This window comes from Arundinibacter roseus (assembly GCF_004348825.1).
GTDB classification, from domain to species: Bacteria; Bacteroidota; Bacteroidia; order Cytophagales; family Spirosomataceae; genus Arundinibacter; species Arundinibacter roseus.
Genome location: NZ_SMJU01000006.1, coordinates 247,087 through 263,567 on the forward strand (window position 1 = coordinate 247,087; position 16,481 = coordinate 263,567).

The 16,481-nt window shown below is 43.1% G+C and carries 14 protein-coding genes; 6 read left to right on the plus strand and 8 right to left on the minus strand.

Annotated features, from left to right (window positions below; genetic code table 11):
- The first annotated feature begins 100 nt into the window (after positions 1-100).
- Both rsmA and mgtE read left to right on the plus strand, forming a co-directional pair.
- A complete protein-coding gene (gene rsmA / locus EZE20_RS11065) occupies positions 101-880 on the plus strand; it encodes a 16S rRNA (adenine(1518)-N(6)/adenine(1519)-N(6))-dimethyltransferase RsmA (protein ID WP_132117518.1) in 780 nt (259 codons plus the stop codon).
- Positions 881-911: 31 nt separating this feature from the next.
- Complete coding sequence (gene mgtE / locus EZE20_RS11070; protein ID WP_132117520.1) at positions 912-2,264, plus strand: magnesium transporter; 1,353 nt, start codon at positions 912-914, stop codon at positions 2,262-2,264.
- A gap of 69 nt (positions 2,265-2,333) precedes the next feature.
- Here mgtE and EZE20_RS11075 read toward each other — a convergent pair whose 3' ends face one another.
- Positions 2,334-2,663, minus strand: coding sequence for a single-stranded DNA-binding protein (locus tag EZE20_RS11075; protein WP_132117522.1), 330 nt, complete (start codon positions 2,661-2,663; stop codon positions 2,334-2,336).
- Between the two features lie 223 nt (positions 2,664-2,886).
- On the opposite strand from EZE20_RS11075, the gene EZE20_RS11080 reads away from it, so the two are divergent.
- From EZE20_RS11080 to EZE20_RS11095, 4 genes are all read left to right on the plus strand, one after another.
- On the plus strand, positions 2,887-3,246 hold the full coding sequence (locus tag EZE20_RS11080) for a hypothetical protein (protein WP_132117524.1): 360 nt from the start codon (positions 2,887-2,889) through the stop codon (positions 3,244-3,246).
- Between the two features lie 63 nt (positions 3,247-3,309).
- Positions 3,310-3,762, plus strand: coding sequence for a D-aminoacyl-tRNA deacylase (dtd, locus tag EZE20_RS11085; protein WP_132117526.1), 453 nt, complete (start codon positions 3,310-3,312; stop codon positions 3,760-3,762).
- A 33-nt stretch (positions 3,763-3,795) separates the two neighbouring features.
- Positions 3,796-4,119 (plus strand): nucleotide pyrophosphohydrolase, encoded by a 324-nt coding sequence (locus EZE20_RS11090; protein WP_132117528.1) that lies wholly within the window; start codon positions 3,796-3,798, stop codon positions 4,117-4,119.
- 56 nt (positions 4,120-4,175) lie between these two features.
- Complete coding sequence (locus tag EZE20_RS11095; protein ID WP_132117530.1) at positions 4,176-5,018, plus strand: mechanosensitive ion channel family protein; 843 nt, start codon at positions 4,176-4,178, stop codon at positions 5,016-5,018.
- 49 nt (positions 5,019-5,067) lie between these two features.
- On the opposite strand, the gene EZE20_RS11100 is transcribed toward EZE20_RS11095, so the two are convergent.
- From EZE20_RS11100 to EZE20_RS11130, 7 genes are all read right to left on the minus strand, one after another.
- Positions 5,068-6,453 (minus strand): M28 family peptidase, encoded by a 1,386-nt coding sequence (locus tag EZE20_RS11100; protein ID WP_132117532.1) that lies wholly within the window; start codon positions 6,451-6,453, stop codon positions 5,068-5,070.
- Between the two features lie 79 nt (positions 6,454-6,532).
- Positions 6,533-7,333, minus strand: coding sequence for a hypothetical protein (locus tag EZE20_RS11105; RefSeq protein ID WP_132117534.1), 801 nt, complete (start codon positions 7,331-7,333; stop codon positions 6,533-6,535).
- Between the two features lie 128 nt (positions 7,334-7,461).
- Positions 7,462-9,030 (minus strand): 2-oxoglutarate dehydrogenase complex dihydrolipoyllysine-residue succinyltransferase, encoded by a 1,569-nt coding sequence (gene odhB, locus EZE20_RS11110; RefSeq protein ID WP_132117536.1) that lies wholly within the window; start codon positions 9,028-9,030, stop codon positions 7,462-7,464.
- A gap of 45 nt (positions 9,031-9,075) precedes the next feature.
- Positions 9,076-11,841: a 2-oxoglutarate dehydrogenase E1 component gene (locus EZE20_RS11115; RefSeq protein WP_132117538.1), complete on the minus strand. Its 2,766-nt coding sequence runs from the start codon at positions 11,839-11,841 to the stop codon at positions 9,076-9,078.
- A gap of 115 nt (positions 11,842-11,956) precedes the next feature.
- Entirely contained in the window at positions 11,957-12,868 is a 912-nt protein-coding gene (locus EZE20_RS11120) for a PorP/SprF family type IX secretion system membrane protein (protein ID WP_132117540.1), read from the minus strand.
- A gap of 92 nt (positions 12,869-12,960) precedes the next feature.
- Positions 12,961-15,357: an OmpA family protein gene (locus EZE20_RS11125; protein ID WP_132117542.1), complete on the minus strand. Its 2,397-nt coding sequence runs from the start codon at positions 15,355-15,357 to the stop codon at positions 12,961-12,963.
- 104 nt (positions 15,358-15,461) lie between these two features.
- Complete coding sequence (locus EZE20_RS11130; protein WP_132117544.1) at positions 15,462-16,478, minus strand: PorP/SprF family type IX secretion system membrane protein; 1,017 nt, start codon at positions 16,476-16,478, stop codon at positions 15,462-15,464.
- Positions 16,479-16,481 lie beyond the last annotated feature (3 nt).

Sequence of the window (16,481 nt, forward strand, 5' to 3'; positions counted from 1 at the left end):
CTGGTGAACGGGAGGAAATGCAAAAATCTTAACTGAACTAAATCTACTAATTTAGCCGTAATTTTAGGGTTAATTCGATCAAATTCAAATTTAGAGCCTTTTGAAAGTACGCGCAAAAAAACATCTTGGCCAGCATTTCCTCCGGGATCAGGCTATCGCTCAACGCATTGTGCAGAGTATGAGCCTTCATCAACAGTACACAAAAGTGCTGGAAATTGGCCCTGGCATGGGTGTACTTACGCAATATTTACTACCTAATCCGTCCTTTGAAACCTATGTTATCGAAATTGACCGTGAATCGGTAGTTTATTTAAAAGAACATTTTCCTGAGCTTACTCCCAGAATTGTGGAAGGTGATTTTTTAAACTGGAAACTGTCCGAACTTACAACCGAACCCGTCGGAATTATTGGCAATTTTCCCTATAATATTTCATCCCAAATCTTTTTCAGCGTTTTAAAACAACGCAATCAGGTGCCGGAAGTAGTATGTATGTTACAAAAAGAAGTAGCAAGACGGATTGCCTCGCCACCGGGCAATAAAGAATATGGAATTCTGAGCGTACTGTTACAGGCATTCTATGATATAGACTATCTGTTTAGTGTTCCTCCGGGCGCTTTTGACCCGCCACCGAAGGTACAATCGGGCATCATCCGGCTCCGGCGAAATACTACCGAAGAACTTGCCTGCGACGAAGCACTTTTTTTCCGAGTGGTTAAAACCGGGTTCAATCAACGTCGCAAAACCCTGCGCAATGCGCTGAAACCTTTGGGTGTGACCTTTGAGTCGGAATATCTTGACAAACGGGCCGAGCAACTGAGCGTATCTGATTTTGTGACCCTTACCCAAAGTATTGAAGCCGCTTCGGCAGATCTTTCCTAACCTCCGAGAAGCAGTAAATCCATGATTCAGCATGACTTTCGAACTTACCAAAGACTACCTTGACCATATCCTGGATCTGATTGAAAAGCAAGATTCGGCCACGCTCAAAATCGAAATGGAAGGGCTGTACCCGGCAGACGTCACGGGTATTTTGTACGAAATGGAGAGTCAGGAAGCCCGCTATCTTATTAATCAGCTCGACACAAAGATAGGGGCCGAAATTCTGGCCGACCTTGATCCGCCGGAGCGACGCGAGTTTTTAAAGAATTTTACTTCCGAAGAAATTTCCCGCTACGTCAATCTATTTGATTCTGATGATGCCGTGGATTTGCTGAACGAACAGCCGATCCGCGTACGCGAAGAAGTTATTGCCTTGTTGGAAGACCGCGAGCAGGCTCGTTTTATTCTGGATTTGCTGCACTACGACGAAGATGTAGCCGGTGGCTTGATGCAAAAAGAGCTGGTTAAAGCCAACGTAAACTGGAACATGAATCAGTGCATTGAAGAGCTTCGTAAGCAGGCCGAAGATGTCGAGAAAGTGTATGCCGTGTACGTGGTCGACGATCACGAACGTTTGCTTGGCTTACTTTCGCTGAAGAAAATTGTGCTGGCACACAAAAACACCAAGGTTGAAAGCATCTACGATCAGGACTTTATTTTTGTAGAAACCTACCGCCCTGCCGAGGAAGTTGCCGAACTCATGCAGCGCTATGACCTCGACGCAGTTCCGGTTGTAAATGTGCAGGGAAAACTTTTGGGACGAATTACGATTGACGACATCGTGGACGTCATTACCGAACAGGCAAGTTCTGACACGCTGGCAATGGCCGGTATTACGGGAGATGTGGAGGAAGACGACACCGTTTGGCGACAAACACAGGCCCGGCTTCCGTGGTTGCTGGTGGGTATGATGGGTGGAATTCTGGCTGCAAAATTTATTGGTTTCTTTGAAGGTGATCTCAAAATTGTTCCGGCAATGGCGGCCTTTATTCCAATTATTGGTTCTACAGGTGGCAACGTTGGCATCCAAACGTCTTCTATTATTTTACAAAGTCTGGCAGACAAATCGGGCCTCGACACGGGCGTTTGGCAGCGGCTTATACGAATGTTCGCGGTGGCGCTCATCAATGGACTTATTATCAGTCTGATCGTTTTCGGATTCAATTTGCTTATTGGCAATGAATTACAATTAGCACTCGTGGTTTCTTCCGCTTTGTTGTCGGTAGTTTTTCTGGCCTCATTCATGGGGACGGTCACGCCGTTAGCTTTGGACAAGCTGGGAATAAATCCTGCGGTTGCTTCTGGGCCTTTCATCACCACCGCCAATGACCTCATCGGCTATGGAGTTTATTTTGGTCTTGCTCATTTGCTACTTGACCTGTAAATCAGTCCAACAAATTAGAAATCCTGAGCCATTCCAAATATGGACATTGGCTCAGGATACAGGTCGAATTCAAGCCACCTCTTTTTTCTTTCCTTCCTCAATTTTGTAGGCCACGATTTCAGTTATACGTACCGTTTGATCTTCTTTATTCTGATATTGCCGGTAGTTGATTTTTCCTTCAACTGATATAAATTTCCCCTTCGCGACCAATCGCTCGCATTGCTCGGCCAATTTACCCCACGCCACCACCGTGTGCCAGGTCGTATTAGTCACTTCCTCCTGATTCTTATTCAGGTACGTTTCGTTGGTGGCTACGCTAAATGATGCTACTTTGCCATTGTCAAATTCGCGAACGGTTACTTCACGTCCTACATTGCCCATTAATTTTACGGTATTCATAGTTTTGATTGTTAAGTGGACTAGCCACGGTGAAAATGAGTTGATTAACTGATGGGACAAAGGTGCAGGGTTCTGGAAAAATAAGTCGGTTCGTAATTGTTTATAGTCGGATAAAAACAGTTGTAGTCGTTTGCAAATGGATAATAGTTTTGTACATTTAGGAAAAAACGAATCAAAAAACATTAATTAAATCGTATCAGTTTTTAACTAAATCTCCCTCTAAATGAAAACCTGCCTTGAATGTGGTGTGGCATTTGCCGGTCGAGCCGATAAAAAATTCTGCTCCGATATGTGCCGCAATGCATACAACAACAAGCTCAATTCGGATTCGTACAATGTGATCCGAAATACCAATAATCAGCTACGGCGAAACCGCCGGATTCTGGAAGAGCTCTGTCCGCTGGACAAATCCAAAACTACCCGTGCTGTTTTACTTTCCAAAGGATTCGATTTTTCACTTTTGACAAGTCAGCGCATTACCCAAAAAGGCAACATATACTATTTCGTGTATGACTATGGATATCTGGAATTAGATCATGATTTTTTTCTGATCGTGAAAGATAGTCGAAGCAAACCCGAGTAAATTTCTGAAATCTCCACCTATCTTTGGCCTATTTGCTGGCAAAATGCCTCATTTCTCAAACTTATGATTGCCGTAATTCAACGTGTAAGTGAAGCATCCGTAACGATTGACGGACTTCTAAAAGGACAAATCAATACCGGACTTCTTGTTTTGCTGGGTATTACAACTACTGATTCCATGGAAGACATCGAATGGCTCGGTCGTAAAATTACCAATCTCCGCATTTTTAGTGATAATGACGGAAAAATGAATCTGGATTTAAAAGCGGTTGAAGGCTCAATTCTGTTGATAAGCCAATTTACGCTTCATGCAAGCACCAAAAAGGGCAATCGCCCTTCGTTTATTGAAGCCGCCCGACCCGAAATTGCTATTCCGTTGTACGAGCAAATGATCGGTTTTTTATCACATGAGCTAGGCAAACCCATCCAAACCGGAGAATTCGGAGCGGATATGAAGGTAAGATTACTGAACGACGGCCCGGTGACGATCTGCATTGATTCTAAAAATCGCATTTAATTTTACACTTTACTTTTCCAAAAATATTTATTTATGACTCTGAATGAAGCACAAGAGCAGGTTGACAGCTGGATTAAGGAATACGGTGTCCGTTATTTTTCGGAACTGACCAATATGACAATTCTGACCGAGGAAGTAGGCGAACTGGCCCGAATTATGGCTAGAACCTACGGGGATCAATCTTTTAAAAAATCAGATTTGGATCGAAATCTGGGCGACGAGATGGCCGATGTTTTGTGGGTTTTAATTTGCCTGGCCAATCAAACGGGCGTAAACCTGACCGAAGCTTTTGAAAAAAACATGGCAAAAAAAACCATCCGTGATCACGATCGGCACAAACAAAATCCCAAATTATGAGCTGATGGTATAGTTTTTTAGCCGGTTGCGAATAAACTTTATTTCCCAAAAAATTAATGAATTCATTTACGGCTGATCTTTGGAAGGTCCTGAATATCTACTATTTAACCTTTGTGCGGGTTCTTCCCCGCTTAGCTTTGGCAGTGGTAGCATTGGTTATAACGCTGTTTGTTGCGCATTACATCCGCAAGCTAATCCGTTTTAAATTACTAAAACATACCGATGATGTTCTGCTGACAGGATTTCTGGCTCAGCTTACCTATTGGGTTTTCCTGCTCATCGGACTTTCCATTTGTTTGGGAGTGGTTGGTCTTGAAGGTACGGTGTCTAAAATACTCGCAGGTGCAGGTTTATCTGCATTTATTCTTGGATTTGCGTTAAAAGACATTGGAGAAAATTTCCTTGCAGGCATACTATTGGCTTTTAAACGACCCTTTAAAATCGGTGATTTGGTCGATACACAAGGCGTTCATGGCCGAATCATTGGCCTGAATCTGCGTGAAACGATTATAAAAACACTTGACGGAAAAGATGTGTTTGTCCCAAATGCGCTAATTCTCAAAACACCTTTGTTCAACTATTCGGTAGATAATTTTCTCAGGCTTGAATTTACGCTGAATCTTGACCGGGAAGTCGAACATAAAAAAGCAATTTCCTTAATAAAGAGCACTTTGCTGGAAATAGATGGTGTATTAAATGAACCTTTGCATCAACCCCTGGTTCACATCGAAGACATAGACGCTACGATTTTATATATCAAAACTAGTTTCTGGATTAAAAGTAAAGAGGCCGAAATAAATGCTCCAATCATCAAAACACGGGTAATTGATCAGGTTTTGAGCGCTCTTAAACAAGAGAAATTTACCTATCAATCACCAAAAGAAGATTCTTTGAAATAAAGCGATTGATGGTTGCTTTATTTCAAAGAATTCCAGAACCGAAAGAAGTTTAAAATCCGTAAGTATCAATCAGATAAATCATAGCTGCCATGGAAGCAGCGCCCATTTCGAGTTCTCGTTTACTGATTGCTTCAAAAGTATCGGATGCTGCGTGGTGGTAATCAAAATAGCGCTGTGAGTCAGGAATCAGACCCAAAAGTACGGCTCCCTGCTGCCCCAGCGGGCCAATATCAGCCCCTCCACCGCCTTTTCCAAGCTCATGCAAACCATAAGGGGAAAAGAGCGGCTGCCAGGAAATAAGCCGGGTCTTTTGTTCTGCCGTACCGACAATACCAAATCCCAGGGGTGTAAAGCCTCCCCGATCCGACTCAATGGCAGCCAAATGCATTTCTTTTTTTGCACTGGCCGAATCCGCATACGTAATTCCTCCACGCAGACCATTTTCTTCGTTCATAAACATGACCGCACGCAAGGTCCGTTTAGGCGTATATCCCAGCTTTTTTAGCAGTCTCAATGCTTCAATTGCCTGCACACAGCCACTTCCGTCGTCGTGAGCACCCTGACCCAAGTCCCAGGAATCAAGATGACCGCCTACGACAATAATTTCGGAAGCGTGGGTGCCTCCTTTCATTTCGCCAATGACGTTGTGAGAATCGGCCATGGGGAGAGTTTCACAATTTTGCTGAAAATAAAATTGTGTTTTGGGATTTTCCCGAAGACTTTTACTTAATAATTCCGCTCCATTGGTACTGATTGCTGCCGTGGGTATGAGCGGCACCCCTACCCCATAGCGCATACCTCCCGTGTGCGGAAAGTCATCGAGGCGCGTAGTCATTGAACGTACAATTGCACCCACAGCGCCCAGTTTGGCAGCCTCGGTAGCTCCATTACCCCGTTGATCTACCGCACCGGCATAGGCATCGAAGGTATTTAGTTTGGTTGGGTCCATAGGCCGATTAAAAAAGACAATTTTGCCAGCCACTTTCTCTTTTCCCAGAGCACGTAATTCCAGAAAATTCTGTACCTCGATCACCTCGGCCTGAATGCCTTCCACAGGTGTGGCTACGGAGCCTCCCAAGGCGGCAATTGGCACGCTAATCTTTTTATCATTGACAAAAATGAAAGCAGTTTCTGCTTTTCCTCGAACCCAATGCGGTACTTTAACCGGTTGCAGAAATACCCGATCAAAGTTCTCTTCTTTCATCACTTTTTCGGTATACGAAACGGCCTTCGCTGCACCTTCCGACCCGCTCAACCGTCCACCAATATCTGTTGATAAAATTCGCAGCCATTCATACGGTTTTCCATTGGTCAGCGCTTCATCAAATATTTTTTTTATAAAAGTTGAATCTTTTTGAAAGGAAGATTGAACAAAAGAAGGTTGGGCAAATACTGCTGTTACCAGCAAGAATGCCGGGCGTATAAACTTGATCATAGAATAAAATTTTGAGTTTTCGACAAAAATAAAAATCCCGCATCAAACGACACGGGATTTTTAGCTATTTCCACAAAATTCACAAACATTCATACTCAAATTTATACACCTGCGTAGTGGCACCTCCGGTGGGCCGAAAAATGGTAGTACTTGCCTGAGTTGGAAAATTCTTTTCGTTATACTCATACGTAACAATTCCGGTTTGAGAGGGAGTTGGTGTTCCCAAATAGAACTTAAAACTACCGGGATTTGCTTTACTGCTACCTCCACCTGCCACTAAATTGATCAGTTGAGCAGGGTAAACATCAGAATAAATATTTTCTTTTTCATCGTAATTGTCATATTCCGCCACCAGAATTTCCTGGTTGATTACCGATGTAATTTTGGCAAACCATTTAGTCAGATTCCCTGCATCATCATATTCATATCGCCAATAATTTTCTCCCCATGCATAGGTTGTTATTCTTTTTTGGGCGTCGTAGGTCAGGATGTAAGTTTCGATGAGTCTGGGTCCGGAATTAAACACCTGGTATTTTCTGATGGTGTCTAAGGTAGATTCCGACGAATATATCAGCTCATATTGATAATTGATAAAAGGGCTCAACAGGTTGGTTTCCCGGAACGTGGCAACTCGTCCGTCTAAATCGTAGTCAAAAGAAAAACGTTTTTCCAGCTTGTTCGGGGCTTCACTTTGGTATTGTTGAATCCTGAATAGTTGGTTATTTTCTGCATATTCATACAGACGATAAGGAAGGTCATTGATCGTTTCCCCGATCATTAAACATCCGGCAGGTTCGGGAACAGGTTCATCCTTTTCCTCTTTTTTGCATTGAACCAGTAAGCAAATAAATACGAAAGCTATCAGTAGTTTCTGAGCCATACAACATTCATTTTTTTATGTAGAGCAATATTGATGCCGAAAGTAACAAAAATAGCCTGACAAAATTGTCAGGCTATTGGAATATAGATTTGCGCTTACTTTCAACGAATACGTTGATCAAAAGCTATTTAAAGTTCAAGCAATAATCGTGTTGGATCTTCCAGTAACTGTTTAACCCGTACTAAAAAGCTTACCGAATCCCGACCATCAATTGTCCGGTGGTCATACGAAAGTGCTACGTACATTATGGGTCGAACGACGATTTCACCATTGACAACTACGGCTCTTTCAACAATATTATGCATCCCGAGAATTGCCGATTGAGGCGCATTAATGATCGGGGTTGATAGCATGGAACCAAATATACCGCCATTGGTGATTGTGAAGGTCCCGCCCGTCATCTCATCAATGCCAAGCTTTCCGTCCCGTGCACGTACAGCCAACCGGATGATTTCTTTCTCAATTTCGGCAAAAGACATTTTTTCTGCGTTCCGAATAACCGGAACAACCAGTCCGCGTGGAGTAGATACAGCAATCGACACATCACAGTGGTCGTTGTACACGATATCATCTCCATCAATGTAGGCATTTACTACCGGAAAATCTTTTAGGGCCACACAAATAGCCTTGGTAAAGAAAGACATAAAGCCCAAACCGACTTCATGCTTTTCTTTAAATTTATCTTTAAACTTTCCTCTCAAATCCATGATTGGCTTCATGTCTACTTCGTTAAAAGTAGTGAGCATTGCCGTTTCATTTTTAACGGCAACCAACCGACGGGCTATCGTTTTACGCAGCGATGACATTTTCTCCCGACGCTGTCCACGGCTTCCCTCTACCGGTGCGGCAGGCGCAGGTGCTGCAGCTTTTGCAGGGGCGGCTTTGGGGGTTTCGGCAGGCGCTTTTTCTGAGGATGCGGCTGCTTTCTGAGCGTTAAGTGCATCTTCCTTCGTAATTCGTCCACCTGCTCCGGTTCCATTCACATTTTTAGGATCAATGCCTTTTTCAGCAAGAATTTTTGCGGCAACCGGTGATGTATGCACCGAAGTGCCTTCGGATTCAGATTCCGCGGCAGCCGGGGCAGGGGCAGCACTTTCAGGGGCCTTGGCAGCTCCATTACTTCCTGTTTCAATCCGGCAAATGACGGCGCCAATATCGAGTGTTTCGCCTTCGGCGGCTACGATACGTAAAGTTCCGGCAGCTTCTGCGGGCAATTCAAAAGTCGCTTTATCCGATTCCAGTTCACAAATTATCTCATCAAGCTCTACGGCATCTCCATCTTTTTTGTTCCATGAAGCAATCGTAACCTCGGTAATTGACTCTCCTACGGTTGGTACTGTCATTTCGATCACTTTTGCAGCAGCAGGTTCGGCTTCCTTAGCCGCGGGCTCGGCAACAGGCTCAGCCTGTGCTTTGGGTGTCTCTTCTTTTGCAGGTGCAGGCGCAGCTCCATTGGCAGCGGCAGTTTCTATGGTCGCAATGAGGTCACCGATAGCGAGCGTATCGCCTTCCTGCGCTTTTATGTGCAGAACACCATCGGCCTCTGCGGTTAATTCAAATGTAGCTTTGTCTGAATCTAATCCGCAGATTACTTCATCCATTTTAACAGTATCCCCTTCATTTTTAAACCAGGTTCCAATGGTTACTTCGGAAATTGATTCGCCTACGGGAGGTATTTTTATTTCTAATTCAGCCATGTTATTTCTTATTTGAGCAATGAATTCTTTGGTTTTTCTGGATGGTTATTCAAAAGCATGACGAACGATTTCGGCTTGTTCCTGAGCGTGAATTTTTGCAAAACCAGTTGAAGGTGATGCACTTGGTCTGCGGGCAATCACTTCCAGCGGTTGTTCAGGATACATTCGCAACATAAAGGTCCAGCCGCCCATGTTAAAGGGCTCTTCCTGAACCCAGAAAACTTTGGCCTTTTTATACTGCCCGATGAGCTTGTTCAGTTGGTTTTTCGGGAAAGGATGCATTTGTTCTACCCGAATGATTGCTACATCGTCACGACCGTCTTTTTGCTGTTTTTCAAACAATTCGTAATATAATTTCCCGGTACACAACAGCACCTTTTTTACCTTTTTAGGATCTGCGTAGGTATCACCGATTGTTTCCTGAAAACGACCATTGATCAAATCATCAAGTGGCGAAACGCACAGCGGGTGGCGAAGCATAGACTTGGGACTCATCAAAATCAGTGGCTTACGGAACGGGAAAGCCATTTGCCGCCGCATCATGTGGAACAGATTGGCGGGTGTTGTTACGTTAGCCAGGATAATATTGTTATTAGCAGCTAATTGCAGGAATCGTTCCGGACGAGCGTTGGAGTGCTCCGGCCCCTGTCCTTCGTAGCCATGAGGCAAAAGCATTACCAGGCCAGTCCAACGATCCCATTTGGTTTCACTTGATGAAATGAACTGATCGATCATCACTTGTGCACCATTGGCAAAGTCGCCAAATTGTGCTTCCCAAATCACAAGAGCATTGGGATTTGCCATTGAATACCCAAATTCAAACCCTAGTACTCCATATTCAGAAAGCAGCGAGTTATAGATCATAAATTTCCCCTGCTCCTCCTGAATAAAGTCAAGATTGCTGTGGGCAACATTGGTTTCAGCATCGGTCAGGACGGCGTGGCGGTGCGAAAATGTACCACGCTGTACATCCTGTCCACTCAAACGAACCGTTTTGTTTTCTGCCAGAATAGAACCGTAGGCCAGCAATTCGGCAGTAGCCCAGTTGACTTGCTTGGCATCAAAAATCATCTGTTTGCGATCTTTGAGAAGCTTGTCAATTTGTTTTAAGGTCGTAAAGCCTTCGGGGATAGTTGTCAGCGCTGTACCGATTTTATTCAGTATTTCCACAGGAACGCCGGTTTCCGGGGATTGCTCAAAGTCTTCTGCTTTTGCATTTCTCAGACTTCGCCATTCCAGTTCCAGTTTAGGCATCGCATAGGGAAGCGCTTTTTGCTTCACCATATCGAGTCTTTCCTGTAACAAACCTTTAAACTCTTTGTCCATTGTGGCAGCAAGAGCGGCGTCTACATCTCCACGTTCGGCTAGTGTTTTTTGATAGATTTCCCGTGGATTCTGATGATTTTCGATGGATTTATAGAGGACCGGTTGAGTAAATTTAGGCTCATCCGATTCGTTGTGCCCGTGCCGACGGTAGCACACCATATCAATAAAAATATCTTTGTTGAACTTCTGTCGGTATTCAACCGCAAGACGCATACAATATACTACGGCCTCGGGGTCGTCTCCATTGACGTGGAATACAGGTGCATCGATTATTTTGGCAACATCTGTACAATAAATACTTGATCTTGCATCTTCAAAATCTGTGGTGAAACCTACCTGATTATTGATCACAAAATGAATTGTCCCACCCGTATAATACCCTTCCAGGCCCGACATTTGGGTTACTTCATAGACAATTCCCTGTCCGGCAACGGCAGCGTCTCCGTGAATAAGAACTGGTAAAACCCGGTCATAATCACTTTCATACATCCCGTCTGCCCGTGCCCGAATAAATCCTTCTACGACGGGATTTACCGCTTCAAGGTGGGAAGGATTAGGGGCAAGTTTCAGGTAAACCTGCTCACCGGTATCGGTAGTAATCTGCGATGAAAAGCCCATGTGGTACTTTACGTCACCATCACCCCACACCTGATCCGGAAGATTGCCTTCAAATTCATTAAAAATCTGCTCATACGTCTTGCGCATGATATTGGCAAGTACGTTCAGTCGTCCCCGGTGGGCCATCCCGATCATTACTTCCACGACCCCCATTTCGGCGGCTTTGTTGATCATTGCATCAAGTGCAGGAATCGTTGTTTCGCCACCTTCCAGCGAGAAACGTTTTTGACCGAGGTATTTTGTATGTAGAAAATTCTCAAAAACAACGGCCTCATTTAGTTTGGACAGAATATGTTTTTTCTCGTCCAAAGTAAAATCCATTGTCAATGCTTCTTTCTCAATTTTCTCGCGTAACCAGCTTTTTTGCTCCCGGTCACGTATGTACAGGTACTCAAAACCTATATTTCGTGTGTATATTTTTTTGAGGGCCTCTACAATATCCCGCAGCTTGGCAGGTTTACCAAAAACTTCCGTACCGGCTTCAAATACAGTATCAAGATCGCTTTCAGAAAGTTTAAAATCGGCTAGATCAAGCCGTGGTTTGCGATCAATTCGCTCGCGAATCGGATTGGTTTTTGCTAAAAGGTGACCTCTTGAACGGTACCCGCGAATAAGATGGACAACTTCCATCTCTTTTTGAATTTGTTCTTTATCTACTTTTGTTCCGGCAGTCGGAGCTCCTGCGGAAGGCTGCCCCGCAGCTGCACCGTTGGAATTTCCATTGAGCGGATATTTTTGATAAAAATCAAATCCTTCAAAAAATTTTTGCCATCCTTCATCCACAGAAGAAGGATTTTGTTTATAGGAATTATACAATTCCTCAATGTAGGCACCGTCTGAATTAGCTATATATGAATAATTGTCCATTGCACTTGGCATTTTACTTTTATTCGGCAAAGTTACGAGATGTTAGTTAAACAAGACATAAAAAAAAACTTTTTACGGAATACCGAATTTATAGAAGACTTAAAAGTTGTATACATTAATTTATATGGAATCGAGAAGGATTAGGAGTAAATTTCAAAAGAATCTCATGTAAACTTATAGGATTATTATTTTGAGAAACAATCGTCGTTTCAATTGCTTTTGAATTATAAACATATCCCACCCGAATATTTCCCGACACTTGAACTTCACCTGAAAGCTGAACGTAATTGATACGAGCCATTCTATAAAAAACGCCCACCCCTACCTTTTCATTGTACCATCCACGAGCACCAGCATCCAATCTCAACTTCTGATTTTTTTCCTGAACAATCAACACGCTAGGTATCAGCTTGATAGATTCATCAGGTTCAAGGGTGAGGCCGGCAGTTATGTATAATGGTTTTCTGTAATCAAACTGACTTTGGGTACTTCCATAGCGTTGTGTAAAAAGTTCAGGCTTGGAGATTCCAAGATATACCTGATCAGAATGAACCCAAAGGCCTGCCCCAAGACTCCCCAAGGCACGATTTTGAAAGGTATTGCTGCCAAAATCATAGACAGGCAATACATTGATTCCTCCTTGTAGTCCAACCGACACTTTCCAGGCGACTGTGGCATCCCAATGATACGCGGCTGAACCATACACTCCGGTTGTGAAAAATGCAGACATTCGATCATTCAATGCCTGCAAACCAAGTCCGATTTTGCCGTCAGCCACCGAACCGTCCATGGCAAAGGTTTGGGTAATTGGAGAATTAGGAATGGAAAACCAGCGCCTTCGCAAGGTGACCAACATATTGAAATCTTCCCGAATACCTGTAAATGCCGGATTTATGGCCATCGGATTTTGGAGGTATTGCTCATAAAGAACCTCTTTTTGTGCAAGACTTATGGAAGAAATACCTGACAAGAGCGCCACTATGAAAAGACTTCGTATGACGCTGAAATATTTTTTTGTGCTTTTCATGCAATTTTTTTTCAAGTGTAAGCAACCTTTTTGGACAAACAAAAGAGCAGGTGAAAAAAATCACCTGCTCTTTCAAAACTTTCTATCATTCACTACTTCAAATTTAGAACCTTGATTTCGGTTCGACGATTTTTCTGATGCTCTTCATCCGTACAATCTGCCTGATCTCCGCAGGAATTAGTTAGCTTGCTTTCGCCATACCCTTTGGAAATAATTCTCTTTTCTGAGATTCCTTTGGATACTAAATACTGCTTGGCAGACTTTGCCCGATTGTTCGATAATGTCTTATTATACCGTGCACTTGCCCTGCTATCGGTGTGCGAACCCAGCTCTATCTTCATGGATGGATACTTTTCCATTACATCAACTACTTTATTCAGCTCAAAAGCTGCATCCGGTCGTATGTCCCATTTATCAAGGTCATAATATATATTCTCAATATTGATAACCGCACCCTTTTCAAACATCAGCAGGCTTAAATCGATATCCTTTTCCGGGGTATATCCAACAATTTTTTTCCCAAATGTGCCATAATCTTTCAATTCACCATCAATACTGTAATTGTGACCTGGAATTGCCTTAAACGTGTATTCACCAGCCGCCCCGGTCAGAACCTCCTGAACAGTTCCATCTGTCTCGTCTTTTATGAACACTTTCACGCCTGCCACGGGGGCGTTCGTATTTTGTGATAGAACAACTCCTTTTACTTCTGTCCCAGCATCTGCACTTAATTCGTCCTCAACTTCTATTTTTTTCAGCGGAATTTCCAGGAGAGTCGGTCGGTCATCTTCAAATGCTGATGTACTAAAACCGATCGTATTATTTTGAAAACCCTCATTGGAGGCAATCAGCATGAAATCATTTTCTGCTGCCAGGCATAACATAACATTGCCAGAGCTGTCGGTTCTTAATTGTCGGATATTTTCAGAACTATTCTTGTTTTCAATTTGAACCAGAGAATTAGTCAATGGCATTTTTGTTTTTTCATCGTACACCAGAATTGTAAGGTCCCGACAGGCATACATAGGTCCTTCTCGTCGAAAACGAAAAATGTCATCATCTTTTCCACCATTTTTACGGTTACTGCTAAAATAGCCAACTGTGCGCTCGGTGTCCGTTATAATTCCAAAATCGTCTTTGTTTGAATTAATTGGCGCGCCCAGGTTGAGGCTCTTTTTTGGCTTTGCGGGACCTTCCATAGCAGCAAAGAATATATCAAGATCGCCTAGTCCCGGCCTGCCATCGGATGAAAAATACAAATTTCCGTTATTGTCTACAAAAGGAAACATCTCATTCCCCTTGGTATTTACTTCGGGGCCAAGATTAACCGGCTCTGACCAGGTACCATTTTCAAATCGGGATAAGTAAATATCAGTTCCTCCAAATCCTCCGGGCCTGTCAGAAGCAAAATACAGCAATGTATTATCAAAATTTAGCGTTGGATGGCCTGTCGAGTAGTCATCGCTATTAAATGGCAACTCTTTACTTGGTCCCCAACTTCCATTTACAATTTCCGATGTATATAATTTTAGTTTATTAATTCCATCCTGACTTTCCTTATATTCTCCGTTATTATAGTTATTCCGGGTGAATATAACCCGACTGCCGTCCCGCGTAAATGTAGCGGGGCCTTCGTGGTATTTTGAGTTCAACGTTTTGCTGAAAGCTTCTGAATCTGTCAACGGTCGTTCGTCATAGCCCATTGTAGTATTGTAGCTACTGCCCGTAAAGAAACCTACTTTTCTGGAATCATTAGAGGTAAGTGCGGTATAGGAATCCATACCTAACACACTCTTTCGTTTGCGTACTGAGCTTTTGGGTGCAATGTCCCCCCCAAGCGATGAGGCACTTTTACCCTTAATTTTTGTCAAATCAGACAAAAAGTATAAATCCAGGAATGGCGTATCATTCCAGTTAAATACCCGTTTAATATTTAAAGGCTCTGTTCTTCCTGAGACAAAAACCAACCCTTCTTTGTAATACATTGGACTAAAATCAGGAGCAAGACTATTGATTGTCAATTCCTCAATTTTGTAGGAGCCTGAATTTTTTGTAAGTAGTCCAACATTATTATAAAGTTTTGAAAAACTGACTCCCCTTTTGTCCTCCTCCTGAATACTGCTGTATTTTGCGTAGGTGTCCTGAGCTTCCTTGTATTTCCCATTGCTTGCCAATGCCTGGGCAAAGTAGAGATAACAAATCGAATATTCAGTAGGCAAATCTTTCCCGTAGCTACTGATCATCTCCCGAAATACATTCTCAGCGTTTGGTGTATCCTTTAATTGCCGGTAGCAATAAGCCAATTTAGCTCTTCCGGAAAGCAACTCGTTTTCGTTCAGATTCTTATTTTCAAGGTATTTCTGATAAAGTTCGGAGGCTTTTAAATAGGCTAATGAATTGTATTGATTATCAGCTTGAGAAAGAATAGATTGTGCCGATACAGGCAAGATTAGAATACTAATAAGAAGGAGAATATAGACATGTTTCATAGCATTTCTTTTAAAATTTGGACAAAAAAAAGGTATATCCTCACTGAGACTGCCAAAACAGAATGTAGGGAGAATATACCTTGATTGAAGAAACCGCAGTGTATTTAGAAATAGCGCGGCGTCAGTATTTTACTTTTTCCGTAGCCGAATTCGTAACGTAACATAACTTCATGGCTACCAGAATTGATACTAAGATTACTTTGCTTTAAGCCATTTAGCATCATATCGTAGGCATATCCTAATCGAAACTGATCCGTTAGCTGAATTTCGACCATTCCAACAACGGCATCACTCACGTAGTCTTTCATCGAAACACCGCTTCCGCTGCTATTATTCAAAGTACTCCACTGATTGTGACGATAAGAAGTACCAATGGCAAAACGGTCATTGATCCACAAATTCAGGTTTCCATCCAGTCCCAAGGGTGCACCTTCTGCATATTTTACGAGTAGCGAAGGTTTCAACTTCAACGTATTTCCGAGACCTACCACGAATCCTGACATCAGGTACGCATGACGTTTTTGCTTGGCGCGATTATCACCGGTATTGTATTCTGTCAGGTTGTTGGCAATAAGCTGTGGCACCGAAACGCCAAGGTAGCTTTTGTCATTGCTGATATATACACCGGTTCCGAAATTGGGGAGGATCTTTGAGATATTTGAATTAAATACCGGATCACTTCCACCACCCGGTGATAGGACAGCTTCGCTGAGGTTCCAGCGAAAGCTTGTAGCACCCGCCTGCAACCCAAGTGCCAAAGTAGAACGCTCACCAACCCGAATACGGAAGGCATAGGAGGCATAAATCCCGGTTTCATTCTGCAATCCGATTTGGTCATTATAGACTTGAAGTCCCAGACCTACCCGCTCCTTATTTATCGGAGCATCGAGTGTAAACGTCATTGTTTTTGGCGCACCTTCTACGTTCACCCATTGGTTTCGATAAAGACCCGTGGCGCTTAACACATCACGACTTCCTGCATAGGCAGGATTTAATGCCATCATGTTAAACATGTACTGCGAGTACATCTTATCCTGCTGGGCGAGGACCTCCGTACTACCGACTCCAAGAGTCAGTAGTACGAATGCAGTCCATTTTTTGATTTGCGAGAACTGTATCATTAT

Coding starts and splice junctions, on each gene's coding strand:
- EZE20_RS11075 (WP_132117522.1), bottom strand. CDS start 2,663: ATGAATACCGTAAAATTAATGGGCAATGTAGGACGTGAAGTAACCGTT.
- EZE20_RS11105 (WP_132117534.1), bottom strand. CDS start 7,333: ATGGCTCAGAAACTACTGATAGCTTTCGTATTTATTTGCTTACTGGTT.
- EZE20_RS11100 (WP_132117532.1), bottom strand. CDS start 6,453: ATGATCAAGTTTATACGCCCGGCATTCTTGCTGGTAACAGCAGTATTT.
- EZE20_RS11080 (WP_132117524.1), top strand. CDS start 2,887: ATGAAAACCTGCCTTGAATGTGGTGTGGCATTTGCCGGTCGAGCCGAT.
- EZE20_RS11120 (WP_132117540.1), bottom strand. CDS start 12,868: ATGAAAAGCACAAAAAAATATTTCAGCGTCATACGAAGTCTTTTCATA.
- EZE20_RS11095 (WP_132117530.1), top strand. CDS start 4,176: ATGAATTCATTTACGGCTGATCTTTGGAAGGTCCTGAATATCTACTAT.
- EZE20_RS11125 (WP_132117542.1), bottom strand. CDS start 15,357: ATGAAACATGTCTATATTCTCCTTCTTATTAGTATTCTAATCTTGCCT.
- dtd (WP_132117526.1), top strand. CDS start 3,310: ATGATTGCCGTAATTCAACGTGTAAGTGAAGCATCCGTAACGATTGAC.
- EZE20_RS11130 (WP_132117544.1), bottom strand. CDS start 16,478: ATGATACAGTTCTCGCAAATCAAAAAATGGACTGCATTCGTACTACTG.
- odhB (WP_132117536.1), bottom strand. CDS start 9,030: ATGGCTGAATTAGAAATAAAAATACCTCCCGTAGGCGAATCAATTTCC.
- EZE20_RS11115 (WP_132117538.1), bottom strand. CDS start 11,841: ATGGACAATTATTCATATATAGCTAATTCAGACGGTGCCTACATTGAG.
- EZE20_RS11090 (WP_132117528.1), top strand. CDS start 3,796: ATGACTCTGAATGAAGCACAAGAGCAGGTTGACAGCTGGATTAAGGAA.
- mgtE (WP_132117520.1), top strand. CDS start 912: ATGACTTTCGAACTTACCAAAGACTACCTTGACCATATCCTGGATCTG.